Source organism: Micromonospora matsumotoense (assembly GCF_050951065.1).
Classification (GTDB): Bacteria; Actinomycetota; Actinomycetes; order Mycobacteriales; family Micromonosporaceae; genus Micromonospora; species Micromonospora matsumotoensis.
The window spans coordinates 7,301,267-7,326,504 of sequence record NZ_CP192025.1 but is presented as its reverse complement, the minus strand read 5'-3'; the positions used below and the strand labels follow the sequence as shown (position 1 = coordinate 7,326,504).

Annotated in this window: 23 protein-coding genes; 4 read left to right on the top strand and 19 right to left on the bottom strand. The window is 71.8% G+C overall.

Annotation, left to right across the window (positions count from 1 at the left end; genetic code table 11):
- Positions 1 to 108: 108 nt before the first annotated feature.
- The 12 genes from ACQP1S_RS31500 to ACQP1S_RS31445 form a co-directional block, all read right to left on the bottom strand.
- The gene (locus tag ACQP1S_RS31500) at positions 109 to 990 is read right to left on the bottom strand and encodes a DUF5926 family protein (RefSeq protein WP_432901709.1); all 882 of its coding nucleotides are present in this window, start codon (positions 988 to 990) and stop codon (positions 109 to 111) included.
- Positions 991 to 1,113: 123 nt separating this feature from the next.
- A complete protein-coding gene (locus ACQP1S_RS31495; RefSeq protein WP_176739076.1) occupies positions 1,114 to 1,527 on the bottom strand; it encodes an ATP-binding protein in 414 nt (137 codons plus the stop codon).
- A gap of 99 nt (positions 1,528 to 1,626) precedes the next feature.
- A complete protein-coding gene (locus ACQP1S_RS31490; protein WP_432901707.1) occupies positions 1,627 to 3,084 on the bottom strand; it encodes a sensor histidine kinase in 1,458 nt (485 codons plus the stop codon).
- Positions 3,085 to 3,307: 223 nt separating this feature from the next.
- Positions 3,308 to 4,099 (bottom strand): glycerophosphodiester phosphodiesterase, encoded by a 792-nt coding sequence (locus tag ACQP1S_RS31485; protein ID WP_091248920.1) that lies wholly within the window; start codon positions 4,097 to 4,099, stop codon positions 3,308 to 3,310.
- A 10-nt stretch (positions 4,100 to 4,109) separates the two neighbouring features.
- Positions 4,110 to 4,445: a rhodanese-like domain-containing protein gene (locus ACQP1S_RS31480; protein ID WP_432908474.1), complete on the bottom strand. Its 336-nt coding sequence runs from the start codon at positions 4,443 to 4,445 to the stop codon at positions 4,110 to 4,112.
- 58 nt (positions 4,446 to 4,503) lie between these two features.
- Positions 4,504 to 5,445, bottom strand: a complete 942-nt coding sequence (locus ACQP1S_RS31475; RefSeq protein ID WP_432901705.1) for an LCP family protein — start codon at positions 5,443 to 5,445, stop codon at positions 4,504 to 4,506.
- 191 nt (positions 5,446 to 5,636) lie between these two features.
- Positions 5,637 to 6,845: an LCP family protein gene (locus ACQP1S_RS31470; RefSeq protein WP_432901703.1), complete on the bottom strand. Its 1,209-nt coding sequence runs from the start codon at positions 6,843 to 6,845 to the stop codon at positions 5,637 to 5,639.
- A 289-nt stretch (positions 6,846 to 7,134) separates the two neighbouring features.
- Positions 7,135 to 8,367, bottom strand: a complete 1,233-nt coding sequence (locus tag ACQP1S_RS31465; RefSeq protein ID WP_091248911.1) for an LCP family protein — start codon at positions 8,365 to 8,367, stop codon at positions 7,135 to 7,137.
- A 77-nt stretch (positions 8,368 to 8,444) separates the two neighbouring features.
- On the bottom strand, positions 8,445 to 9,422 hold the full coding sequence (locus tag ACQP1S_RS31460; RefSeq protein WP_432901701.1) for an NAD-dependent epimerase/dehydratase family protein: 978 nt from the start codon (positions 9,420 to 9,422) through the stop codon (positions 8,445 to 8,447).
- Positions 9,423 to 9,609: 187 nt separating this feature from the next.
- Positions 9,610 to 11,283 carry a solute symporter family protein gene (locus tag ACQP1S_RS31455; protein ID WP_091248905.1) on the bottom strand — a complete coding sequence of 558 codons (1,674 nt, stop codon included), beginning with the start codon at positions 11,281 to 11,283 and terminating at the stop codon, positions 9,610 to 9,612.
- Positions 11,261 to 11,632: a DUF485 domain-containing protein gene (locus ACQP1S_RS31450; RefSeq protein WP_091248902.1), complete on the bottom strand. Its 372-nt coding sequence runs from the start codon at positions 11,630 to 11,632 to the stop codon at positions 11,261 to 11,263. Before ACQP1S_RS31450 ends, ACQP1S_RS31455 begins: the two co-directional genes overlap by 23 nt.
- A gap of 361 nt (positions 11,633 to 11,993) precedes the next feature.
- A complete protein-coding gene (locus ACQP1S_RS31445) occupies positions 11,994 to 12,878 on the bottom strand; it encodes a flavin reductase family protein (RefSeq protein ID WP_432908471.1) in 885 nt (294 codons plus the stop codon).
- Positions 12,879 to 13,322: 444 nt separating this feature from the next.
- On the opposite strand from ACQP1S_RS31445, the gene ACQP1S_RS31440 reads away from it, so the two are divergent.
- Positions 13,323 to 13,793 (top strand): nuclear transport factor 2 family protein, encoded by a 471-nt coding sequence (locus tag ACQP1S_RS31440; protein ID WP_432901698.1) that lies wholly within the window; start codon positions 13,323 to 13,325, stop codon positions 13,791 to 13,793.
- On the opposite strand, the gene ACQP1S_RS31435 is transcribed toward ACQP1S_RS31440, so the two are convergent.
- From ACQP1S_RS31435 to ACQP1S_RS31415, 5 genes are all read right to left on the bottom strand, one after another.
- Entirely contained in the window at positions 13,720 to 14,310 is a 591-nt protein-coding gene (locus ACQP1S_RS31435; protein WP_432901696.1) for an SRPBCC family protein, read from the bottom strand. The two genes, ACQP1S_RS31440 and ACQP1S_RS31435, sit on opposite strands and share 74 nt — an antisense overlap.
- Positions 14,310 to 15,998, bottom strand: a complete 1,689-nt coding sequence (locus tag ACQP1S_RS31430; protein ID WP_432901694.1) for an ABC transporter permease — start codon at positions 15,996 to 15,998, stop codon at positions 14,310 to 14,312. Before ACQP1S_RS31430 ends, ACQP1S_RS31435 begins: the two co-directional genes overlap by 1 nt.
- Positions 15,983 to 16,747: an ABC transporter ATP-binding protein gene (locus ACQP1S_RS31425; RefSeq protein ID WP_357896410.1), complete on the bottom strand. Its 765-nt coding sequence runs from the start codon at positions 16,745 to 16,747 to the stop codon at positions 15,983 to 15,985. The genes ACQP1S_RS31430 and ACQP1S_RS31425 overlap by 16 nt, the downstream gene beginning before the upstream one ends.
- Positions 16,748 to 16,913: 166 nt before the next feature.
- Positions 16,914 to 18,554, bottom strand: coding sequence for a cation acetate symporter (locus tag ACQP1S_RS31420; RefSeq protein ID WP_091248882.1), 1,641 nt, complete (start codon positions 18,552 to 18,554; stop codon positions 16,914 to 16,916).
- Between the two features lies 1 nt (position 18,555).
- Positions 18,556 to 18,984 carry a hypothetical protein gene (locus ACQP1S_RS31415; protein WP_425413175.1) on the bottom strand — a complete coding sequence of 143 codons (429 nt, stop codon included), beginning with the start codon at positions 18,982 to 18,984 and terminating at the stop codon, positions 18,556 to 18,558.
- Positions 18,985 to 19,285: 301 nt separating this feature from the next.
- Here ACQP1S_RS31415 and ACQP1S_RS31410 point away from each other — a divergent pair, with 301 nt between their 5' ends.
- The 3 genes from ACQP1S_RS31410 to ACQP1S_RS31400 all read left to right on the top strand — a co-directional run bounded on the left by ACQP1S_RS31410 (position 19,286) and on the right by ACQP1S_RS31400 (position 23,022).
- Positions 19,286 to 20,611 (top strand): hypothetical protein, encoded by a 1,326-nt coding sequence (locus ACQP1S_RS31410; protein WP_432901691.1) that lies wholly within the window; start codon positions 19,286 to 19,288, stop codon positions 20,609 to 20,611.
- 303 nt (positions 20,612 to 20,914) lie between these two features.
- Entirely contained in the window at positions 20,915 to 22,534 is a 1,620-nt protein-coding gene (locus ACQP1S_RS31405) for a choice-of-anchor D domain-containing protein (protein ID WP_432901689.1), read from the top strand.
- Positions 22,513 to 23,022 carry a hypothetical protein gene (locus ACQP1S_RS31400; RefSeq protein WP_432901687.1) on the top strand — a complete coding sequence of 170 codons (510 nt, stop codon included), beginning with the start codon at positions 22,513 to 22,515 and terminating at the stop codon, positions 23,020 to 23,022. The genes ACQP1S_RS31405 and ACQP1S_RS31400 overlap by 22 nt, the downstream gene beginning before the upstream one ends.
- A gap of 188 nt (positions 23,023 to 23,210) precedes the next feature.
- Here ACQP1S_RS31400 and ACQP1S_RS31395 read toward each other — a convergent pair whose 3' ends face one another.
- Positions 23,211 to 23,972, bottom strand: coding sequence for a LytR/AlgR family response regulator transcription factor (locus tag ACQP1S_RS31395; protein ID WP_091249309.1), 762 nt, complete (start codon positions 23,970 to 23,972; stop codon positions 23,211 to 23,213).
- A 17-nt stretch (positions 23,973 to 23,989) separates the two neighbouring features.
- Positions 23,990 to 25,213: a sensor histidine kinase gene (locus tag ACQP1S_RS31390; protein ID WP_091248871.1), complete on the bottom strand. Its 1,224-nt coding sequence runs from the start codon at positions 25,211 to 25,213 to the stop codon at positions 23,990 to 23,992.
- Positions 25,214 to 25,238 lie beyond the last annotated feature (25 nt).

The following is a 25,238-nucleotide window of genomic DNA, read 5'->3' as shown; positions in this document are numbered from 1 at the left end:
GGCTCCGGCAGGCGGGGTGCCGCCCGCCCAGCGGGGCGGCTCCGGCAGGGCGGGACGGCTCAGGCTCCGGCAGGGCGGGACGGCTCACACGCGGGCGGCGGGGGTGGCTCAGCGGAGGGTGAGCTGGCGGCCGAGCAGGCCCTGGCGGGCCCGGCGGCCGGCGGCGTCCAGCGGCTCCTTCTCGGCCAGCGCGTCGGCGTACCGCTTGGCGAACGCGGCGACCGGCTCCTCCCATTCGGCGGCCGGGACGTCCTCCGACAGGTCCCAGACCGGCGCGAGCCGGCCGTGCGCCCGGAACATGCCGGCGAACTTCGTGCCCTCGCCCAGGGTGAGGACACCGGCGGCGGAGAGCCGGGAGAGCGCGTCCAACGCGGCGTCCTCGTCGTCGCCGAGCACCCAGCGCACGTGCGCCTTCTCCGGCACCTGGCACCAGTAGGCGGCCCGCGCGGCGGCCAGCTTCACGGTCGGGTAGATCGCCGCGTTCGCCCGCTCCAGGGACGCCTGCACGGTCGGGTCGTCGGCCGCGCCGGGGTCGAGCCAGAAGTCGAAGCCGTCGTGCATCGTGATGTCCAGCGGACCGTCGACCAGGATGTCCTGGAGCCGGCGGCCGGGGCCCGGCAGCGGCGGCACCGTCACCGCCCCACCCGGCTCGGTACGCAACGCGCAGAGCAGCGCCTCGGCCAGGTCCCGGGAGACGTCGCCGGACTGCTGGTGCCGCTGGAGGCCGATGAACACCCGACCGTCCGGCTTGGTCATCGCCGGGGCGGCCATCGGCAGCACGGTGGCCAGGGTGACCGGCCGGTCGCCGTGCTCCTCGACCAGGTCGGGGGTGAGCCGCAGTGGTGCGGAGGCGGCCGGCACGAGTTCGCGCAGGGCGATCCACTCCGGTTCGTCCGCCAACCCTTCGAACGGACGGGGGACGAAGACGTCCCGGATCTTCTCCCGGCGGGGAGCGGCCTCGGCGCGCTGGTTCTTTCGACGCTTGCTCACGGCGAGACAGCCTAGAGCCCGACCGGGGGCGGTGGGGGCAGGACCCGCCCCGCGCCTCCCCGGGGGGTCGACGAATGCCGAGGTCGGACCCCGGCCCGGCCGGTGACGACCAGGATGTCCCGGTCAGCCGGCGGCGACCAGGTCAGGGCAACAGTCGGCCGGGTCGAACTCGGCCCAGACGCTCTGCCCGAGGCCGTCCCGGTCGACCCCCCAGCGACTGGCCAACCCGGCGACGATGTGCAGGCCCCGACCGTCGACGGCGTCGGTGCCGGCGGCCCGCATCCGGGGGCCCGCCCCGGCGCCGCCGTCGGTCACCCGGACGGACAGGCCCGTGCCGGTCGCCGTCGGCCGCAGCCGCCAGGCGACCCGGACCACCCCGCCGGGTAGCGGGTCGGCGTGCCGGACCGCGTTGCCGACCAGTTCGGCCAGGACGGCCACCAGGTCGGCGAGGAGGGGCGGGGGCACCAGGTCGGCCAGCTCGTCGGCGAGCCGGTGCCGGGCCAGCCGCGCGCCGGTGGCGTGGTGGGGAACCACCACACACCACGAACGCTCGACTCGTCCCCTCGACACCCCGGCTCCTTCGCGGCCCCATGCCTGCTGGTGCGGTGGGTCACCCCCGTGCCCACCGACGACAGCTCATCCGCGCGGCAGCCGCACCTCTGCGACCGTACCGCCACCATCTCGTGGACGTAGGGATACCCATCCATTCTGCTGTTCAACGATCCGGCGGACGAGATAGAGGCCCAGCCCGGCACCGGGATATCCCCGCCGGTCCCCGGACTCGCCCTGCCAGAACCGGTCGAAGGCGCGTTCCACGTGCTCAGGCCGGATGCCCACGCCCCGGTCGGTGACCCGGAACGAGACGGTCTGCCTGTCGGCCGCCGCGAACACCTCGATCGCGGCGTCCGCCGGTGACCACTTTCCCGCGTTGGTGCACAGCTCGGTCAGCACGGTGGTCAGGCTGTGCCGGTCACCGAGCGCCTTGGGCAGGTCGACGGGGACGTGCAGGAGCAGTCGGCGGCGCAGGTCCGCAGGGAGGTCCAGCACCGCCGCGCGCAGCGCCCCGCCGAGGTCGAACGGGACGGCCGGCTCGTCGCCGGGGCGGACATCGGTGGCCGAGGTGAGCAGCCGGTCGACCAGCCGGGCGAGTTCGTTGGCCCGTTGACCGATCACCCGGGCCGCCTGCCGCCGGTCGTGGTCGGTCAACGACTCCCAGTGGTCGGTCAGGGTGTCCGCGTAGCCCTTGATGACGGTGACCGGGGTACGCAGCTCGTGGCTGGTGACCGCGACGAAGAGGTCCCGGTCGGAGTCCCGGCGCTGCTGGTCGGTGATGTCGCGGAAGGTGACCACCCGGAGCGTGCCCGGACCGACCAGCTCACCGGAGGTGATCCGCAGCCACCGCCCGTCCGGCAGCTGGTGGTCGAGGACCTGGCCGGCGGGGGGGAGCGGGAACGGCAGGGGCCGGTTCATCGCCTCACCGGCGCTGCGACCGGTGACCTGGGCGGCGGCCGGGTTCCAGAGCCGGACCCGGCCGTCCCGGTCGACCACCGCCAGGCCGTCGGCGAGGGCCGCCACGACCGGGCCGTCGCCGTGCACCGGCAGGCCGCTCTGGTCGCCGTACATGTGGGCGATGCAGGAGGCGAGGTAGCCGAGGGTGGCGTGCTGGACCCGGTCCTCGGACTCCTCGTTGTCGGCGTAGAGGGCGTGCAGGCTGCCGACGGTGAGCCCGTTGAGTTCGGCGCGGGCGACGATCATGCGGCGCAGGCCGCGCTCGGCCAGTTCCCCGGCGAGCGGGCCGTCGAGGCGGTCCAGCCGGGTCTGCCGGACCCGGGGGCCGGTGAGTAGGCAGACGGTGGCCGGGTCGGAGGCCGGCAGCGGGCGGCCGATGGTCCACTCGGCGCAGCCGCTGGCGGCGATCACCCGCCCGCCGGTCGGGGCGAACTCGACGAAGGCCACGCAGGCCGCGCCGAGCGCGGGCCGGGCCGCCCGGAGGAGCGCGGTGAGCACCGGCAGCCCGGCCTCTCCCGAATTGATCATCTCGATCACCGCGCCGTGGTCGGTGATGAGGTCGGCGAGGTCGGTGCGCTCCGGCATGCCCCGAGTGTGCCCCGTGCACCACCCTTCGGGCATCCCCCGACGGCTGCCGACGCCCCGACCGGAATTCCCGGCCGGTCGGGCCGGACGAGGACGGGTCGCACCGGCCGGTCGGGCCGGCCGGCAGCGGGCCGCACCGGCCGGGCGGCGACGGGTCTGATCGGCCGGCCGGGCCGGGCGGCGACGGGCCTGATCGGCCGGGCGGGCCGGGCGGCGACGGGTTTCATCGGCCGAGCCGGGCCAGGGTGTGGGCGGGCCGGTCGGTGATCACCCCGTCCACCCCGGCGTCGAGGACCAGCTCCAGGTCGGCCGGTTCGTTGACCGTCCAGACGTACACCGGGTGGCCGGCGGCCCGCAGTGTGGGCACCAGCGCCGGGCGGGCCCGCACCAGACCGATGCCCGGCCCGGCGATCCCGGCGCCGAACGGCAGCCGGCCGAGCCGCAGCCAGCGGGGCAGCACTTCCAGCAGCAGCACCGTCGTCAGCGCCGGGGCCAGCTCGCGGACCCGGCGCACCGCCAGCGGGGAGAAGGACATCACGGTGACCTGGACCGGGTCGTCGGGGTCCGGCTCGGCCAGCCCGTGCCGACGCAGCAGCGCCACCAGCCGGCGCTCGACGTCCCCCCGGTAGCGGGACGGGTGTTTGGTCTCCACCAGCAGCCGGACCGGGCGGCCGGCGTCCCGCACGGCGGTCAGCAGCCGGTCCAGGGTGAGCAGCCGGGTGTGCGTGTCGTCCGGTGCCTCGTCGCCGTCGGCCGGCGTGCACCCGGGATGCCAGGAGCCGAAGTCCAAGGTCTCCAACTCGGCCAGGGTGCGGGCGCTGACCAGACCGTGACCGTTGCTGGTCCGGTTCAACCGCCGGTCGTGTACGCAGACCAGGTGCCCGTCGCGGGTCAGCCGGACGTCGCACTCCAACCCGTCGGCGCCCTCGTCGAGGGCCCGCAGGTAGGCCGCCAGGGTGTGTTCGGGAAGGTCGGCCGACGCGCCACGATGTGCGAAGACCAGCGGATCACCCATGGTCCGGTGCTCAGATGACCTGGCCGGGTTGCCCGTCCCCGGTGACCACCGGTTTGCCGACGGCCACCCACTGCCGCATCCCGCCGTCGGCGTTGCGCACCTGCCCCCACCCGTTGCTGAGCAGGTAGCCGACCACCTGGGCGGAGCGCCCACCGGAGCGGCAGATCACCGCGACGTCGCGGTCGGTGGGCACTTCGGCGAGCCGGGCCGGCAGCTCCATCATCGGCACGTGATGGGCGCCGGGCGCGTGGCCCGCCGCCCACTCGTCGTCCTCACGGACGTCGAGCAGGTAGGTATCGTCGTTGATCGCGGTCACGGGGACGCTGGGAACCTGGGATCCGAACACGGTCACCAAGCCTAGATCCTCGGTGCCTACGACGGCACGTCGGCTGGTCGGTGTGGCGTCACAACCGGTTGACCCAGCGCGGGTTGGCCTGCGACCAGTCGGGCAGCCGGTCGGTGCGGACGGCGTCGAAGAGCCCATCGCCCCCCTGGTCCAGCACCACGTACGAGATGCCGTCGATGGTCTGCGGGTAGGACGGCAGCTGCACCCCGTGCAGCGCGTCGGCGGGTAGTGAGCGCAGTGCGAACACCAGGTCGTCCAGGGGTACCCCGTTGGTGTCGACGGTGAGTGAACCGCCGACCGCCCGCAGCACCCGGTCCAGTTGCACGGGGTCGCTGCGCAGGTGGGCCTGGGCGGCGCGGTCCAGCATCGCCCGGAGCATCTGCTGCTGGTGGCGTTGCCGGTCATAGTCGCCGTTCGGGAGGTCGTAGCGCTGCCGGGCGTAGTCCAGCGCCTTCGCGCCGTCCATCTGCTGGCAGCCGACCGGGAAGTGCGCCCCGGTGTGGATCGACCGGACCTCGGTGTCGACGCACATCCGGATGCCCCCGAGCAGGTCGATGACCTGGCGGAAGCCGGCGAAGTCGACGAGTGCCGCGCCGTCGAAGCGGATGCCGGTGAGGCGGGTCAGGGTGGCCGAGAGCAGTCGGGTGCCGCCCTCGCCGCCGCCGCCGTGCTCGTACGCCGCGTTGATCTTGTCTTGTCCCCCGCCGTAGCCGGCGCCGTCGGGCGGGATCGCGACCAGCAGGTCCCGGGGGACGGAAATCAGGTACGCCTGCCGTAGGCCGGGCGGGACGTGCACGATCAGGATGGTGTCCGATCGCTGGTCCGACCCTTGCGCGCCGGGGCGTCGATCGGAGCCGACGACCAGGTAGTTCAGGCCGGTGTCCAGCTCGGTACGGGCCTGCCGGGCGTCCGGGGCGAGCAGTTGTTCCCGGTTGACCGTCCGGTCGTAGCGGTGGGTGAGCAGCCGTACCCCGACGACGGCGAGGCCGGCGAGCAGCACCAGGGCCAGGCCGACGCCGAGCAGGACCCGGGACCAGCGTGACCTGCGCCGGCCGGGAGGCGGTGTACCCCGCTCTCGCTCGGATCGCGCTGACCTGGCCGTGACGCCCTCCCCGTAACGTGAATACTTCTCACGTCAGGCTACGGCGGGGCGGCCGCTCGCCGGGCCGGTTCGCCCCGACTACCCGCAGGTCACTTGCGGGTGGACAGGACGCTCGGGTTGGCGTACACGAACTCACCCAGCTTGTCTTCCTTGATCGCCTGGAACATGTCCAGCGTCTGCTGGCTGAGCGCCTCACGGTTGTTGGCGTTGCCGTTGAACGTGCCGCCGTTGGTGCGCAGCATGGTCAACTCGTTGGCGGTGACCCCGCGCATGGTGAAGACCAGGTCGGCGACCGCCACCCCACCGGTGTCCAGGATGAACGCCTTGCCGGCCGCCTTGATCAGCTGGTTGACCTTCACCGGGTTGGTCAGCATGCCCTTGTCGGTGGCCTTGCGGGCCATCGCCTTGATCAGCTGCTGCTGGTTCTGCTGCCGGTCGTAGTCGCTGTTCGGCAGGCCGTAGCGCTGTCGCGAGTAGTCGAGCGCCTGGAGGCCGCTCATCTCCCGGCAGCCCTTCTTGTAGACCACCGGGGTCATCGGCCGGCCGGTCTTCTTGGCGTCGGCGTTCCACATCTGCTTGCCGTCCACGATCATCATGTGGTGCGACTTCACCTCGTGGCTGACGCAGATGCGCACCGTGCCGAGGGTGTCGATGACGTTCTTGAAGCCACCGAAGTTGATGATCGCGGCGCCGTCGAAGCTGACCCCGGTCATGTTCTTGATGGTCTGGGCCATCAGCTGAGCGCCGCCCTCCCAGCCGCCGCCGTTGCGCGCGCCGGCCTGGAACGCCGCGTTGATCTTGTCGGTACCGCCCTTGAACCCGCTCTTCTTGAACGCGGGGATCTGCGCCTCGGTGTCCCGGGGGATCGAGATCAGGTACGCCTGGTCGTGGCTGGCCGGGATGTGCAGCACGATGATGCTGTCCGACCGGACGTCGTCGGCGGCCCAGCGCTCCCGCGCGTCCACGCCGAGCAGCAGCATGTCGATCGGGCCGTCCAGATTGGCGCCGCCCTCGGCCTCGCTCTTGCCTGCCCCGCCGAGCAGGTTGCGCTGGGCGATGTTGCCGGTGGCCTGGCTGATCAGCACCTTGCTGCCGACGATCGCGACACCGCTGGTCAACATCAGCACCGCGCCGAAGACCACGGTCAGCCGCGCCCAGAGCGGGTCCTTGCGCCGGGCGCGCTTGCGGGCTGTTCCGGAGGGCCGTCCGCCGCGTCCGCCCGGTGACGGGACGGCGGCCGACGCCCGGTAGGGGTCGGCGTTCAGCGACGGTGGGCGGGGGCTGGTCTGAACCGGCATGCGTGCTCCAGCTCGCGTGATCGGGGGGCGGGACCACTTTACGTACCGCTTCCCGTCAAGGCGAGGTCGTCACACGCACAAATCCCAGATAACCTGACCTTTAGCCCGGCAATTCATCCGTTCGGGCTGGTTGATGAGACCGGACGGCTGTTGGCGTTCGATGATCAAGCCCTCAGGAATCGACCTCTGATGACGCTCATCGAAATCTGCCCGACACATCGGGCATCGGCCCAGGCCGGGCTGAAAGCGGGGGCGGACCGTGCCGGCCCGCCCCCATCCCGCGGAAGGCTCAGTTTCCGTTGCCCGGCGCGTCCGCCTTCTTGTCGGCCGCCACCCAGTCCGCCATGGTGTCGGCGGACATCGCCTTGTACATCGCCAGCGCCTTCTCCCGGTCGGAGACCACCACCGACTCCCCGTTGATGGTGTCGCTGCCGGTGTTCGGACTGGTGAGGAAGGTCAGGTTCTCGCCGCGCAGGTTGCGGAACTGGACGGCCATGTCGCCGAGGGAGAAGTCGTTGTCCACGGTCACCGCGTCGGTCACCGACTGGAGGAACGCGTTCAGCTTCTTGGGGTTGGTCAGGGTGCCCGTGCTCGCCGCCTTGTCCATCAGCGCCCGCAGGAACTCCTGCTGGTGGCGCATCCGGGCGAAGTCGCCCTGGGGGAACTGCTTGCGCTGCCGGATCCAGTCCAGGGCCGTGGCACCGTCCATGTGCATGGTGCCCTTGGTGAACTTCCGGTACGGCTTGTGGATCGAGGTGACGCTCTGCTCCACCTTCAGGTCCACCCCGCCGACCGCGTCGGTGACCTCCTTGAAGCCGCCGAAGTCGATCGCCATCACGTTGTCGATCCGGACGTCGGTGAAGCACTCCACGGTGCGTACCGCCAGCGGCAGGCCACCGAAGGCGAACGCCGCGTTGATCTTCGCGCGCCGACCGGAGTCGCAGGCCGCGCCCGCGCTCTCGGGAATGGGCACGTACAGGTCACGCGGGACCGAGACCAGGTAGGCCTTCTGGTGGTCGGCCGGGATGTGCATGACGATCAGCGTGTCCGCCCGCCACTCGCCCGGCTTGTCGACCGCGGCGTCCGGGTCCCGCGAGTCCGTGCCGACCAGCAGGATGTTGAGCGCCCCGTCGACCGCCTTCGCGGGCCGACCACCGGTGATCTCGGAGAACGGGTCGGTGCGGGCCAGGTCCTCGTTGAGGTTGCGGGTGTAGAACCAGGCCCCGATCCCGCCGAGCAACGCCACCACCAGCACTGTCACGCCGGCGACCAGGGCGATCCGGCCCCAGCGCGGTCGCGGCCCGCGCCGGCCGTAGTTCCCCGGCCCGCCCGGCCCGGCGGGTGTGCCGGGGCCGCCCGGTCCGCCCGACCGGGGCTGGTCGTCCTGGTACGACGGGTACCACTGCGCGTCGGACTGGCGGGCGCGCCCGGTGGCGCCGCGGTCGGCACCGGGCACCGCGGCGCGGCCCGCGCCGCGGTGCAGGTACGGGAGCGAGGCGCCGGCTGACGAGGTCGCTGACATGCGTTTCAGCGTACGTAGGCCAGTCGAGCGTTGGCGGAACGTGAAGCGTACCGACCGTCCCGCGTGGCGCGGGGGAGCTACCCTAGCCGGTCGCGGAAATGGTCGATGGTGCGTCGCAGGCCCTCATCGGGCGACACCTGCGGCTCGTATCCCAGCAGGTCCCGGGCGAGGGTCAGGTCGGGGCGGCGCATCTCCGGGTCGTCCGAGCTGCGAGTGACGTAGGTCACCTGTGACCCGCTGCCGGAGAGTGACACGATCGTCTCGGCGAGTTGTCGCATGGTCAGCTCGTGTTCGGTGCCGCAGTTGATCGGGCCGGTCTCCGTCGAGTCGAGCAGCAGCAGGATGCCGCGCACCAGATCGTCGACGTAACAGATCGAGCGGGTCTGCTCACCCGTGCCGTGCACGGTGATCGGCGCGCCGCGCAGCGCCTGGGAGATGAAGGTCGGGATGGCGCGGCCGTCGTCCGGTCGCATCCGCGGGCCGTACGTGTTGAAGATCCGGACGATCGCCGCATCAAGCCCCCGACTGCGGTGGTAACCCATGGTGGCCGCCTCCGAGAAGCGCTTCGCCTCGTCGTAGACGCTGCGTACCCCGATCGGGTTCACGTTGCCCCAGTAGGTCTCCCGCTGCGGGTGCTCCTTCGGGTCCCCGTACGCCTCGGAGGTGGAGGCCATCAGGAACCGGGCCCCGTCGGCGACCGCGCGGTCGAGCAGGTGCAGGGTGCCCACCGAGCCGACCCGGAGGATCTCCACCGGCAGCTTGTCGAAGTCGGTGGGACTGGCCGGGGACGCCATGTGCAGGATCGCGTCGAACCGCTCGGCCAGGGCCGGGTGGTGGGTGGGCAGGCCCTCGGAGATGTCCGCCTCGACCAGGGTGAAGCGGGGGTGCTCCGCGAGGTGCGCGACGTTGTCCTTGGAACCGGTGACGAAGTTGTCCAGCGCGACGACCGTGCACCCGCGCTCGATCAGGGCGTCCACCAGGTGCGACGGCACGAACCCGGCGCCGCCGGTGACGAGGATGCGGTGACCGCTTCCGAAACGCTGGGCAACCTTCATGGCGGTCAGCCTACTCAGCGTGGTAGCCGTAGGTTCTTTCGACCTGGGACATCCGCGTGTCCCGTACCCTGCCCATCTCTGCCTCCGGGGTGCTCGACGGCACGGTTGCCGGGATCGGCGACGCCCGGGAAACGCCGGAGGCCCCCGCCGCGATCGCTCGCGGCGGGGGCCTCGTGGTGCCGGTCGCTCAGTGCGCTCCCGCGCCGGTGAGGGCACGCACCTCCAACTCGGCGTACTTGTCCTCGTCGTGCTCCTTGGAGATGACCGTGCCGATCCAGCCGCAGAGGAAACCGAACGGGATGGACAGCAGCCCCGGGTTCGACAGCGGGAACCACTGCCAGTCGTGGTCCGGGAACATCGAGGTCGGCGCGCCGGAGACGACCGGCGAGAAGAACACCAGGAACACTGCGGAGAGCAGTCCGCCATAGATGGCCCAGACCGCGCCCGAGGTGTTGAACCGCTTCCAGAACAGGCTGTAGAGGATCGCCGGCAGGTTGCCCGAGGCGGCCACCGCGAACGCCAGCGCCACCAGGAAGGCCACGTTGAGGCTCTGCGCGTAGATCGACAGGGCGATCGAGACCGCGCCGATGACCAGGGCCGAGATCCGGGCCACCCGGACCTCCTGCCGTTCGGAGGTCTGCCCCTTCTTGACCACGTTGGCATAGAAGTCGTGCGCCAGGCTGGACGACGACGCCAGGGTCAACCCGGCGACCACCGCCAGGATGGTCGCGAACGCCACCGCCGCGATGATCGCCAGCAGGGTCGCCCCGCCCAGGTTGCCGCCGAGGAAGGTCTTGCCCAACTCCTCGGCGAGCTGCGGCGCGGCCGTGTTGCCGGCCTTGTCCTGCGCGACGATCGCCTTGCCACCCACCAGCGCCGCCGCGCCGAAGCCGAGCGCGAGGGTCAGCAGGTAGAAGGTGCCGATGATGCCGATCGCCCAGAGCACGCTCTTGCGGGCCGCCTTGGCGGTCGGCACGGTGTAGAAGCGGATCAGGATGTGCGGCAGGCCGGCGGTGCCGAGCACCAGGGCGATGCCCAGCGACAGCAGGTCCATCTTGTTGTAGAAGGTCTGGGTGGAGTTGCCGGCCACCTCGACGCCGTAGCGGAGCCCGGGTTCGAGGAACGCATTGCCCTTGCCCGACGTGGCGGCGGCGTCACCCAGCAGCGCCGACAGGTTGAAGTTGTACTTCGCCAGCACCAGCACGGTCATCACCAGTGCGCCGGTCATCAGCAGGAACGCCTTGACGATCTGGACGTACGTGGTGCCCTTCATGCCACCCACGGTCACGTAGATGATCATCAGGGCGCCGACCATGATGATGGTGGCGATCTTGGCGGTGTCGGCGTCCATGCCGAGGAAGGTCGTGCCCGGCTTGATCCCCAGCAGTAGCGCGACCAGGGCGCCCGCACCCACCATCTGGGCCAGCAGATAGAAGATCGACACCGTGATGGTGGAGACCGCCGCCGCCGTACGCACCGGACGCTGACGCATCCGGAACGCCAGCACGTCGGCCATCGTGTACCGGCCCGAGTTACGCAGCAGCTCCGCCACCAGCAGCAACGCCACCAGCCAGGCGACCAGGAAGCCGATCGAGTAGAGGAAGCCGTCGTAGCCGTACAGCGCGATGATGCCGGCGATGCCGAGGAACGACGCGGCCGACATGTAGTCGCCGCCGATCGCCATGCCGTTCTGGAAACCGGAGAAGGACCGTCCGCCGGCATAGAAGTCGGTGGCCGTCTTGGTCTGCCGGCTGGCCCAGATGGTGATCGCCAGGGTCACCGCCACGAAGACCAGGAACAGCGTGATGGTCAGGTTGCGGGCGGTGCCGCCACCCGCCTCAACCGCGAGGACCGGATTCATGGGTCACCTCCCCCATCTCGGCGCGGATACGGTCGGCGGTCGGGTCGAGCTTGCGGTCGGCGTACCGCGAGTAGAGCCAGGCGATGAGGAACGTCGAGACGAACTGGAGCAGACCGAAGATCAGCGCCACGTTGATGTTGCTGCCGAAGAGCTTCGTGCCCATGAAGTCCCGCGCGTAGGCGGAGAGGATCACGTAGAGCGCGTACCACAGGAAGAACGCGACGGTCATCGGGAAGACGAAGCTGCGCAGCGCGCGGCGCAACCCGACGAACTCGTCCGACCGTTGTACGGCCAGATAACGCTCCGCCGCCGAGTCGGCCGGGGCGGGCGTGGGTGTGTCCGTGGACATCTGTGGATCACCACCTTCACAGGCATCGGGAGTTTCGCGCACCGTAGAGAGCGGCCTGCCTGCGAGAAAAGGTGCAGATCGATCCCGGCAGCCTCCTGCGCCGAACGGTCCCCCACCTGCGCCCAGTGACCCACGTCACCCCGCTCACCGGCCAGTCGTGCGCCGGCACTTCGCCCGCTACACCCCGGAGATGGTGGAGCGGGTCCCCTCGCCCGCCCGGTTGCCCTACTCCGCCCTGGCCAAGGATCGGGGGTCGGGGTCGGGGGTCGATCATGATCCACTCCGGTGGGTCGAGGTAGCGGTATCCGCCACTCGCGATACCGCCACATCGGCGACATGGCGACCCGACCACCCGGGCGGCTCAGGGGAGTTGGTGGTACCTGCCCCGGTGGTGCAGGAGGGGCGGGGTGTCGGTGACGATCTCGACCGTCTCGATGGTGGCCTCGACGAGGAGGGCCCAGCCGTACTCCCGGGCGGTGTCCAGGCGGCAGCCGGCCCAACTCCCGGCGTCGGCGGGTACCGGCCCGTAGCGCGTGTCGGTCCACGACCCGGTGGCGAAGAGACCGCCCGGGGAGGGGAAGAGCCCGGCGAACCGGTCGGCGAGCTGTCGATGGGGCGGGCCCAGCGGGGTCACGGCGAACCGGCCGGCCTCCTCGATCGCCGCCCAGAGGTCGGCCTCGGGGTCGATCAGGCCGAGTAGCCGGTCCGGCTCTCCCTCGGCGACCAGGGTGGACGACACGGTCAGCCCGGCCGGCGCGGGGGCGGTCCAGAGCGTCACCGGTGCGGCGAGCCGCCCCCGCAGTCGACGGGCCGGCGAGCGCTGCCCGGTCGGCACCGCGAACGGGTCGGTGTGGTGGATCTCGGCGCCCGGTTCTGGATTCACGTGAAACATTGTGGCCCCCGCCCCGTCCCGCGTTGCCGGGTCGGGGCGAGAGATGGCCGCGCTTTCCTGATCCTCTGCGCGGGGGCGATCACGACACGCCGGTTCGGTGCCGCTCACGCGTAGACGATCACCGGGCCTCCCCGCCGAGCGGGCGCGCGCCCAGCCGAGAAAGCGCTCGTGCAGTTCGGCCGGGCGGGCGTGGTCGGTGAGTTGGCTGAACTGGTCGCCGGCCTCGACCATCAGCGCACCCAGGTAGACCAGCAGGGCGGTCCGCTGGCCCCGGTACTCGACCAGCAACGTGAGCCGGGCCGGCTGGCAGGGCCAGGGTGCGCCACAGGCCCGGCAGCGCCACAGCGGTCGCATCGGCACGTGCGGCACGAACCGTCTCACCACCTGCTCCACCCCTGGCCGCGCCGACATGCCGGGTACGCCAGGAAGGATCTTGGAGACTTTCGGCCCCCACGGGGGCCGTTTCCCACCAAGATCCGGGCCACCTCGGGCGGTAGCGCCATTCGTGAGCACGACTGCCCGTCGCCGTCGCCGTTGCGGTGCCGCGAGCGGCAAGCGGTGCGGAACGGGGTCAATGGTCTCGACCGGGTGGGCCGGCGACGTGGATGCAGCACGGAAGCCTCCTTCGCGGGGTGGGGGCCGCCCCGGCCGGAGATGGCCGGGGCGACCCGCGCAGGACCGGTCGCCGGGACGCCGCCTCCACCGACCGGGCCGCGTGGCATCCACCCTGGACTCGGTAACCCGGGCTCCCTTCGTCACCTCGACGGGAACCGCCGCCCGGCTGGAGGGACGACGGGTGTGCCGCTGAGCGCCGACGACCGGCTAGCCATCCATGAACTCGTCGCACTGCACGGCCACCTGATGGACGACGGGGCGTTCGACCGGTTGTCCGAGCTGTTCACCGACGACTTCGCCTACGACGTCACCGCCTACGGGTTCGGCGTACTGCGGGGATACGCGGCGTTCGCCGAGGCGGCGCGGACCCTGGGCGACGGCAACCCGCTCGGCCACCACGTGACCAACATCGTGGTTAGCGAGGACGCCGACGGTACCGTGCGGGTCCGCTCGAAGGGGCTCGGCGTGCCGGTCGACGGCCCGGTGGGCACGGTGGTCTACGAGGACGTGGTCCGTCGGGTCGAGGCGCAGCCTCCGGCAGGGACAGTCGGTGCGCGGCGGCCGGCGGCGGGCTGGCGGATCAGCTACCGGAGGGTGGTCCCGCGTCGTCGACCGTTGTATCCCGAGAGGTGGAGTCAGTACCCCCAGGGGTGAGGTCCGCCGCCCGGGACGTGCCGTCCGGCCCGGCGGACAGGGCGGCACGGGCGGCGGCCAGCACCTCCGGGTCGGCGCACCCGGCGGCGTAACCGGCGATCCGGCGGCGGATGTCCCGGGTGAGCAGCCGGACGCCGATCCGGTCGGCGATCGGGCGCAGGAACGCCGGCCGGCAGCGGAAGCTGTACCGCCAGGTGGCGACCGTGTGGCCCGGCTCGGGTGCGGGGGCGAACCGCCAGCCACCGGCGAACATCTCGAAGAACCACGGGCCGCGCACCATCTTCATCCCCACGTTCGTGGGCGGGGCGAAGGAGACGTACTCACTGATCATCACCAGGCCGTGCCGGGACCGGGTGAAGGTGCGCACGCCCTTGCCGGGGCGGGTGGCCCCGTCGGTGAAGTGCTGCTCGCGGACGAACGGGTCCCACCGGTAGCGCACCGGCGCGACGGTCTGCGACACCGCGAACGCCACCTCCGGCGGGACCGCGACGGTGGTGACCGCCTCGACGACCGGCATCAGCGGCGGGGCGTGACGGTCGACAGCAGCTCCGGCATCCGGCGGTCCAGCACGTCCCCGGCCAGGTACGCCCCGAGCAGGGCCGCCCCCAGCCCGTACGCCGCGCCGACCGGCAGGGCCAGCCAGAGCCACCCGTCGCCGAGCAGCCCCGCGGCCACCACCATCGGTACGGCGGCAGCCGCCGAGCCGACCATGGACAGCAGGGTGAGCATGCTCTTGGCGATCCCGGAACCGCCGTTCATCGCGAACGGGTTGCTCGTCTCCGGCAGCGAGTACGCCCCGAGCACCGAGATGAACCCGTTGATCGCCAACCCCACCCCGTACGAGGCGAGCAGGGCCCCCGCCGCCACCCCGAACCACTCCGGCCGGCCGAGCACCCCGCTGATGATCAGGGAGACGATGCCGAGCATCGGCAGCACGTACACGGAGAAGGCGGTCATCCGGGCGCGCAGCTCCAGCCGACCCGGGACCCCGGCCACCACGTTCGCCGCGTAGGCGCTGCCGTCGAAGCCGAACTGGTTGGCCAGGGTCACCGAGGCGAGCACGCCGACGAAGAGCATCGAGATGCTGAGCAGCACCGGGGACGGGTCCCCGGCGGCCTCGAAGCCCTCCTCGCCGCCGGCGAACCCGGCGCCACCGAGGTTGACCATCACCGGCACGAAGATGCCGACCACCGCGACGGTGATCAGGTTGGCCCGTCGCCGGGCGTCCCGCCACCAGTAGCGGCACTCGCGGGCCACCAGCGCGCCGAACCGGTCCCGGCGGGCCCAGCCGACCGCGCGGGGGAAGAGTTGGGCGATCGCGCCGCCGGTCGGTGCCCGGCGGGCCTTCGTCGGGGCGGCGCTCGCCGCGCCGACCATCGCCGACTCCAGCGACCGGGACCACCAGAGCAGCAGGGCCCCGATGGTCACCGCCGTGATGATCAGCTTCACCGGGACCGCCCAGGCCCGACCCTCGGCCACGTCGAGGCCGATCGTCCAGGGGGCGCCGAACGGGGTCCAGCCGACGATCCGGGCCACCCCGACCAGCCGGTCCCAGTCGGCGGACCGCACCGCGGCCAGCACCACGAGCTGCAACGGGCCGAGCAGCGCGGCGACCACGGCCAGCAGCACGGCGGCCAGGTCGCGGACCCGGCGGGACCGCAGCATGGTGGCGAACGCGCTGGTCACCGCGCGGCTGGCGGCGACGCAGAGCAGCACCCCGACGACCACGCCGAGGGCGGCGACGATGCCGGCCACCGCGCCACCGAGCAGTGCGGCGCTGACCACCAGCCCGGCGACCGCTACCAGCACCGCGAACACCGGCACGCTGATCAGCGCCGCCGCGAACAGGCCGGTGACCAGGGTGCGGCGGGACAGCGGCAGCAGGGCGAACCGGGCCGGGTCGAGGGTTTCGTCGACGCCGAAGAAGACCAGTGGCAGCAGCAGCCAACCGAGGACGAGCACGCCGCCGCCGAACGCCGCCGCCATCACCGCGTACCGGGGTTCGTCGGCGAAGCCGGGGGCGGCGAACATCAGGAACCCGCCGGCCGCGAACCAGAGCCCGACCAGCACCCCGACCACGAAGAGCGCGATCCGCCAGCCCTGGCCCCGGAAGTTGTTGCCCATCACCCGCAGCTTGAGCCGGACGAAGTGGCGCGGGGAGACCGGGCGGACCCGCTCGGCGGGTGTGCTCACCGGGACAGCCACGCCAACTCCTCACCGGTCGCGGTCCGGCCGCCGACGACCTCGACGAAGACGTCCTCCAGGGAGCGCTCGCCACGCACCTCGGCGAGGGTGCCGACCCGCTTGATGGTGCCGTCGGCGAGGATCGCCACGTGCGAGCAGAGCCGCTCGACGACCTCCATCACGTGGCTGGAGAAGACCACGGTCCCGCCGCCGACCACGTACCGGTGCAGGATGTCGCGGATCAGCGCCGCCGACACCGGGTCGACCGCCTCGAACGGCTCGTCGAGCACCAGCAGCCGGGGGCCGTGCAGCAGCGCGCAGGCCAGACCGATCTTCTTCTTCATGCCGGCGGAGTAGTCGACGACCAGGGTCCGGCCGGCGTCGGTGAGTGCCAACACGTCCAGCAGTTCCGCCGCCCGCTGGTCGACCACCGCCGGGTCCATGCCCCGCAGCAGACCGTGGTACGCCAGCAGTTCCGCGCCGGTGAGCCGGTCGAACAGCCGGACGCCGTCGGGCATGACGCCGAGCAGCCGTTTGGCCTCGACCGGGTCGCCCCAGACGTCGTGCCCGAGCACCCAGGCCTGGCCGTGGTCGGGTCGGAGCAGCCCGACGGCCATTGACAGGGTGGTGGTCTTGCCGGCGCCGTTGGGGCCGAGCAGGCCGTAGAACGAGCCGGCGGGGACGGCCAGGTCCACCCCGGCGACCGCCACCTTGCCGTCGAACTGCTTGGCCAGGCCGCGGAGCGCCAGCGCGGGGTGTTCACCAGTCATGTGTCGACCGTATCCGGGTCGGGCGAGTGGCTGCTCCCGCCGGGGGACGATCCCGGCTCATCCCCGAGGCGGACGGTCGCGCACGGTGCAATGTTCGAGACGTAAAGTGACTGCCCGTCGGGCCGGGTTCCTCCTGACACGACGCCGGGCGACCGGGACGAACCGGTCAGGAACGCAGTGACTCGGGCGTGTGCAGGCGGAGCATGGTGGCCCCGACGTCGACCGGGGTGCGGCGTCGGGTCGCCATCGACACGGCGATCATCACGGTGAAGGCGAGCGGCACCGTCCAGGCGGCCGGCTGGGTGGTGAGGGTGGCCGGCCAGCCGGACAACGGTGGCCCGAGCACGGTGACCAGCACCGCGCCGATCGCCGCCCCACCGCCGACCAGCACCCCGGCCGCCGCGCCGAGGTCGGTCAGGCCGCGCCACCAGATGCCGAGCACCAGCAGCGGGCAGAAGCTGGACGCGGCGACCGCGAAGGCCAGCCCGACCACCTGGGAGACGTCCAGCCCGGAGACGTTGAGGGCGAGCACCGCCGGCACCCCGCCGGCGATCACCGTGGCCAGCCGGAAGCCGCGTACCGAGCCGCGCCCCAGCACGTCGGTGGAGATCACCCCGGCGACGCTGGTGAGCAACCCGGACGAGGTGGACAGGAAGGCGGCGAACGCCCCGGCGGCGACCAACGCGGCGAGCAGCCGGCCGGTCACCCCGTCGCCCAGCGCCGCCTCGGGCAGCAGCACCACCACCGCATCGGTCTGCCCGCTGACCAGTAGTTGCGGGGTGTAGATCCGGCCGAGCACGCCGTACAGGGTGGGCAGCAGATAGAAGACGCCGACCAGGGCCAGCACCACCAGGGTGGTCCGCCGGGCCGCCGCGCCGTCGGGATTGGTGTAGAAGCGCACCAGCACGTGCGGCAGTCCCATGGTGCCGAGGAATGTGGCCAGGATCAGCGAGTAGGTGGCGAACAGGCCCCGGTCGTCGTCCCCGGCGGCGCTGGGCAGCAACCAGTCGGCCGCCCCGGTGGCCGCCCCGGACACCTCGGGCACCGGGTCACCGGCGGCGAAGCTCAGCTCGTCGCCGGGGCGTACCTCCCGGATGGTGCCGTCGGGGAAGGTGAGGGCCGCGCGGTGCTCGACCACGACGGTGGTCGCGGTGCGGAACGCCGGGCCGTCGGGCGGGGTCACCGCCGGGCGGGCGTCGGCCTGCCACTGGAGGGCCAGGAAGATCGCGGGTACGGCGAGCGCGGTCAGCTTCAGCCAGTATTGAAAAGCCTGGACGAAGGTGATCGCCCGCATCCCGCCGAACGCCACGTTGGTGGTGACCACCGCCGCGACCAGCAGCGCCCCCAGCGGGTAGGGCGAGCCGGCGACCGTGGCCAGGGTGAGCCCGGCGCCCTGCAACTGCGGCACCAGATAGAGCCAGCCGATGAAGATGACGAAGACGGTGGCCAGGGTGCGCAGCCGGCGGGAGCCGAGCCGCAGCTCGCAGAAGTCCGGCAGGGTGAACGCGCCGGAGCGGCGCAGCGGCGCGGCGACGAAGAGCAGCAGCGCCAGGTAGCCGGCGGCGAAGCCGACCGGGTACCAGAGCACGTCGACGCCGTACTTGAGGATCAGCCCGGCGATGCCGAGGAAGCTCGCCGCCGACAGGTACTCCCCGCCGATGGCGGCGGCGTTCCAGGTCGGACTGACCGTCCGGGACGCCACCAGGAAGTCGGAGGTGGTCCGGGCCAGGCGCAGGCCGTAGAAGCCGATGCCGACGGTGACCAGGGTGACCGCGACGATCGCCGGTACGACGTACCCGTTGCCCACCTCAGCGCTCCGGCCGCTGGACGAGGTCGACGAAGTCCTGTTCGTTGCGTTCGGCGAGCCACACGTACGCCCAGCCGACGGCGATGAGGAAGGGGAAGGAGACCACCCCGAGCAGCAGCCACGGCAGGTTGACGCCGAGCACGGTGACCCGGCCGACCGGGGGTGCGATGGCGAACAACCAGGGCAGCCCGCCCAACCCGATCAGCACCAGCAGGCTCAACCGCAGGGCCAGCGTGAGCTGTGCCCGCATCAGGCCCCGGACCAGCGCCTCCCCGACCCGGGTCTGTTGGGCCAGTTCGGTGCGGGTGTGGTCGGCCCGGGTGTCCCGCCGGGAGACGCCGGCCAGCACGATCCGTACCCGCCCGGCCGGCCGGGCGGGCGGCGGCCCGGGGTCCCGGGGCGTCGGTTCCGGATCGTCGTGGGCGGTCACCCGGGCAGTCTCGCCTGCCCCGCCCGAATGTCAAGTGTCGTCCACCGGGGGGTGTGGACAACCTGTGGACAAGGCGGTCGCCCTGTGGACGACGACGGCGAGCCGAGGATGACGATGGCGTTAAGTCTGATTCGTCCTCACCGGAACGTCACCGGGCGGTCATCTGTATCGACCTTGCCGGCATTGACCCAGGCCCCTACGCTGGGGCGGCCAATCCTTCCTCTTCGAACACGGGGTCTCTATGCGCAAAATCCGCACTATCCTCGGCGCGACTCTCGCCGGAGCATGTGCACTGGCCGTGGTGCCGGGCACGGCGTCCGCGGCTCCGGTCTCCGCGCCGCTGCAGAAGGCGGCGGCCCTCGACGACGTGACCGGTGCCTACTACCCGGTCGCGCCGGCCCGGCTGCTGGACACCCGCACCGGTGTGGGCGCCCCGGTCGGCAAGATCGGCGCCGGCAAGACGGTCGACCTCCAGATCGCCGGCCGTGGTGGCGTACCGGCCAGCGGCGTCGGCGCGGTCGTGCTGAACGTGACCGTCACCGGTCCCAGCGCCGCCAGCTTCCTCACCGCCTACCCGACGGGTGAGTCGCGGCCCACCGCCTCCTCGATCAACTTCGCCAAGGGCTGGCTGGGCTCCAACAACGTGACCGTGAAGCTCCCTGCCAACGGCAAGGTCTCGGTCTTCAACAACAGCGGCTCGACCGACGTGATCGTCGACGTGGTCGGCTTCTACGCGGGCGACAACAGCCTCACCAACCGCAACGGCGGCCAGTACGAGTGGTACCTGCCGGAGCGCATGTGGGACAGCCGCGAGGACCCGGAGGGCAAGCCCCCGGCCGGCCAGGTGCTGGAATACTCGCTCAACTTCGGCGAAGAGTACAACCCGCACGTCACGTCGTTCGTCTTCAACGTCACCGCGGTCGCGCCGGCCAAGTCCGGCTTCCTCACCGCGTGGTCCGGTAAGGGCGCCCGGCCGACCGCCTCGACGGTGAACTACCTCGCCGGCAAGAACGTGCCGAACCTGACCTTCGTGCAGACCACCCCCTGCACCGGCACCGAGCTGAACGAGTGGTGCACCAAGGGTGCGCCGAAGTTCCACATCTACACCTCGCAGGCGGCGCACGTCCTGGTCGACCTGGTCGGTGTGATCGACGACGGCGAGTCCTCGTACGGCATGCGGTTCGCGCCGCTGAGCCCGACCCGGATCGTGGACAGCCGGTCGAACCTGGGCATCAACGGCGCCATCCCGGCCGGCGGCACCCGCAAGGTCACCACGCCGTCGGAGCTGCTCACCGCCGACACCGAGGTGCTGGCGATGAACGTCACCGCCGTCACCCCGACCAACAACACGGTCATCACCACCTGGCCGGCCGACTTCGACGGCATCGGCAAGCCCGCCACCAGCAACCTGAACCCGTACGCGGGCCAGGTCGTCTCCAACGGCGTGCTCGGCGTCATCGGCCCGAACGACGCGTTCAACGTGAACAACCTGTCCGGCAGCACCCACCTGGTCGCTGACGTGGTCGGCACGTTCTACTACCCGGCTCCGCGGCCGGCCAAGACGGCCAAGTCGCTGAAGGCCGGTACGGCCAAGCAGGACGCGGTTCCCTCCGCCAACCGGCGCTGACCGACAGCCGCGTCAGCACTGATCGACACCCGCACCACGCAGAGCGCCCCGACCATCCGGTCGGGGCGCTCTCGCGTTTCCCGGAATGGTGAATGCCGGTCCCGCCGACTCGCGGGGCCGGTGCCGGGGCCGATCCGAACCGCAGCACGCCGCCGCGCCGACTCCGGTGCCATGGTGTCGGTCGTCGATCCGGTAAGGGCGCAATGCCCCTTCTTGGCATTCCACCGATATGGCCTTGCCGCTGGTGATCACCACCCATAGTGTGTGGTCCACAATCACTCTTCCTTCTTCCACGGGGTATTCATGCGCATTTTTCGCGCTCTTCTCGGCACGAGTATTGCCGGGGCCTGTGCGTTGGCCGTACTGCCGGGGGTGGCGCTCGCCGCGCCCGCCGCGCCGTACACGGTCCTCACCGTCGACGTCGGCGACCAGACCGGCGGCTATCCGATCTACAAGTCCGATGTCTTCGACCGCGACAACTCCACGATCACCGTGGCCGCGCGGGAGAACGACCTGCTGACGGTCGACACCAACCGCGCCGGCTCCTACGTGCGGCTCAGCATCCGGCCACCGGCGGGTCAGCAGTGGACGGACGGTCAGACCTACCAGGCGACCTGGCAGGGCGAGGGCGGCACCGCATCGATGGGGCTGGACTCCGACGGGCGCGGCTGCGGCCACGTCACCGGCTGGATCAAGGTCCGGGAGGCCCACCGGGACAGCGGGACCGGCCTGGTCGACGCGTTCGCCGCCGCCTACGAGTACAGCTGCCGGGACAGCCTTTACTACACCGGCACGGTCAGCGGGGAGCTGCGCTGGAACTCGTCCGTGGACTACGTGGTCGCCCACGGCGAGCCCAACCCGGTCAGCTTCAACTACCAGGAGCTGGCGGTGCCCAGCGCCGCCCGCACGGTGACCTTCCGGTCCGTCGGCAGCGCGCCGATCACGTTCGGGGCGGCCAGCCTGGGCGGCCCGACGCCCGAGGCGTTCGTGCTGCTCGGCGCGAACTGCACCGGTCGGACGCTGGCCCCCGGAGAGACCTGCACGGTTTCCGTCGCGGCCAACCCGACCAAGGCGGAGCAGCAGTCGGCGACCCTGTTGCTCGCCGACGACAGTGCCTCCGGCACCCGCCGGGTGCAGTTGGCCGTCGAGGGCTTCCGGGGCGTCACCGGCAGCTACTACCCACTGTCGCCGAAGCGGCTGATGGACACCCGTTCCGGGTTGGGCGCGCCCAAGGCCAAGATCGGCGCGGGTAAGAAGGTCGACCTCCAGGTCACCGGCCGGGGTGGGGTGCCGAGCAGCGGTGTCGGCTCCGTCGTGCTGAACGTGACCGTCGTCGGCCCGACGGCGGGCAGCTTCCTGACCCTCTACCCCGCCGGCCAGAGCCGTCCGACCGCCTCCTCGATCAACTTCGCGAAGTCGTGGCTCGGCTCCAACAGCGTCACGGTCAAGTTGGGTTCGGGTGGCAAGGTGTCGGTCTACAACCACGCCGGGTCCACGGACGTCGTGGTCGACGTGGCGGGGGTCTGGGCGGGGGACAACTCGCTCTCCAGCCGGGGGCAGGGCGGCCAGTACCAGTGGATCAAGCCGTACCGCCTCTACGACACCCGGGAGGAGGGCGGTCCCCTGCCGGCCGACTACACCATGTGGAGTTGGCTCAGCTTCGGCGACCTCAACACCCACGTCAGGGCGTTCGTCGTCAACATCACCGCCGTCTCGCCCCGCAAGGCTGGTTACCTGACGGCTTGGACCGGGCAGGGGACGTGCCCACCGCGTCCACGGTCAACTATCCGGCCGGCAAGGTGGTGCCGAACCTCGCCATCGTGGAGACCGTCGAGTGCACCGAGTGCGGTGGCAGGCGGGCGCCGCAGTTTTCGGTCTACACCTCACAGACCACCCACCTGGTGGTGGACGTGGTGGGCGTGATCGACGACGGCACCGTTCCGGACGGCCTGCGCTTCACGCCCCGGACGCCGACCCGGATCGCGGACAGCCGGATCGGCCAGGGCCTGCCGAGCGTGCTCGGGCCGGCCTCGGTCGGCAAGGTCACCGCGCCGGCGAGCATGCTGACCCCCAGCACGCAGGTGTTGGCGATGAACGTCACGGCGGTGACCCCGAGCAGCAACACGGTGCTCACGGTGTGGCCGGCCGACTCGGCAATGACCCGACCGACGGCGAGCAACCTGAACCCGGCCGCCGGGCAGACCGTGTCCAACGCGGTGCTGGGCATCCTCGGTCCCCAGCAGGGATTCAACGTCTACAACCACTCCGGCAACACGCACGTGGTGGCCGACGTGGTGGGAGCGTTCTGGCTCTATCCGGGCACGGCCACCCCGACCGCGGGCCGGGCCGCGTCTGCCGGCAGCAGGCTCAAGGTGATCGACTCCGGGGTGGGCACCCCCTCCCGGAGCTGATCCGCAACGAGTCGAAGGGCGTCCCGGCCTCGGCCGGGGCGCCCTTCGCCGTCGAAACGCGACGGGGCCCGGGTGCCTTCGCCGTCGATACGCCAGGGGGCCGATATGGCGGTGTCCGGGCCGGTGCGTTACCGCTACTTCGTCGACCTTGCGATGATCACGGGGGCGGCCCGGCGTCGGGCACCGGGTCAGCGGTTCCAGTCCTGTTTGGCGGCCCGGACCAGCTTGTCCTTCAGCTCCCGGGTGTGCCGCCGGCTCACCGGCAGCTCGGCGGCGTCGATCAGCACCACGTACCCCGAGTTGACCAGGCGCAGCTCCGCGATCAGCCGCAACTGCACCAGGTACGACCGGTGGATGCGGACGAAGCCGGCGTCCGCCCAGCGTTCGGCCAGGGTGGCCAGCGAGACCCGGACCAGGTGCGACCCGTCGGCGGTGTGCAGCCGGGCGTAGTCGCCCTGCGCCTCCACCCAGCGCACCGCCGAGCGGGGCAGCATCCGGGTCGTCCCGGCCAACTCCACCGGGATCGTCGGGTCCTCCTCGGCACGGGCCAGCGCCACCGGGTGCGACGGCACCACCCGGGAGCCCATCACCCGGCGCAGCGACTCGGCCAGCCGTTCGGCGCGTACCGGCTTGCGGACGTAGTCGGTGGCGCCCAGGTCGAACGCGTCCACCGCCCCGTCGTCGTACGCGGTGACGAAGACGATCGCGGGGGGCCGGGCGAACCGGCGCAACACCCGGGCCAGCTCCATCCCGTCCAGGCCGGGCATCCGGATGTCCAGGAAGACCACGTCCACGTCGGTGTCCCGCAGCACCCGCAACGCCTCGGTGGCGTCACCCGCCGTGTGCAGCCGGGCCACCCGGGGATCGGCCCGCAGGTGGTACGCCAACTCGTCGAGCGCCGGTGGCTCGTCGTCGACGGCCAGCACCCGCAGGAACCCGGACGCGTTCACCGTGCCGGCCCGCTCGTTCACGCGCCGGCCCGTACGCCCGGGTGGAACTTCGGAATCCGCAGGCTCACCTTCGTGCCCGAGCCCGGCCCGGTCTCGACGACCAGGCCGAACCCGTCGCCGAAGACCGAGCGGAGCCGCTCGTCGACGTTGGAGAGGCCGACGTGCTGGCCCGGGTCGTCGGTCGGGTCGCTGCCGGCCCGGGTCAGCTCGGCGATCCCCGCGGTCAGCGTGGCCGGGTCCATCCCCACTCCGTCGTCCTCCACAGTGATGTGACACTCGGCACCCGCGTCCCGGGCCTCGATGCTCACCATGCCGGTACCGGGCTTGCGCGACAACCCGTGCCGGACCGCGTTTTCCACCAATGGTTGGAGGCAGAGGAACGGCAGGGTCACCGGCAGCACCTCAGGGGCGATCTGCAACCGCACCTGTAGCCGGTCGCCGAACCGGGCCCGCTCGATGGTCAGATAGCGGTCGATGGACCGCAGCTCCTCGGCGAGGGTGGTGAACTCCCCGTGTGCCCGGAAGGAGTACCGGGTGAACTCGGCGAACTCCAGGATCAGCTCTCGGGCCCGCTCCGGGTCGGTGCGGACGAACGACCCGATCGCGGTCAGCGCGTTGTAGATGAAGTGCGGGCTGATCTGCGCCCGCAACGCCCGGATCTCGGCACGGGCCAGCCGCTCCCGCGACGAGTCCAGCTCGGCCAGCGAGAGTTGGTTGCCGGCCCAGTGCGCGGTCTCCAGGGTGGCCTGCACCAGGCCGGGCGCGGGCGGCCCGTCGGCCACCGCGACCAGCGCCCCGACCACCCGGCCGTCCGCCGACAGCGGCGCCACCACCGCCCCCCGGACCAGGCAGTCCACCCGGTCGCAGTGCAGCTCCGACTCGCCCAGCACCGTCGACCGGCCGGTCTCCGCGACCCGCCGGGCCGCCGCGAGCAACTGGTCGCCGTGGTGCCCGCCGCGCCCGTCCAGGGCGAGCAGCGTGTCGGCGTCGGTCAACGCCAGCCCGGCCGCCCCCACCAACGCCCGCAGATGGCGTACGGCTTTCGCCGCGCCCGCCGGGTGCAGTCCGGTGCGCAGCGGTTCGGCGGCCAGGCCGGCGGTGTGCAGCACCTCGTAGGTGGCCCGTTGGGTGGCGGTGGCGATGCCCCGTCGACCGCGCAGCCGCAGCGCCGCCCAGAGCGCGGCGGCGAGCGCGGTCACCAGCGAGACGACGCCGACCACGGCGGAGAGGTTGCCACCCACCCCGCGATCCTGGCCTGTCCGGGCC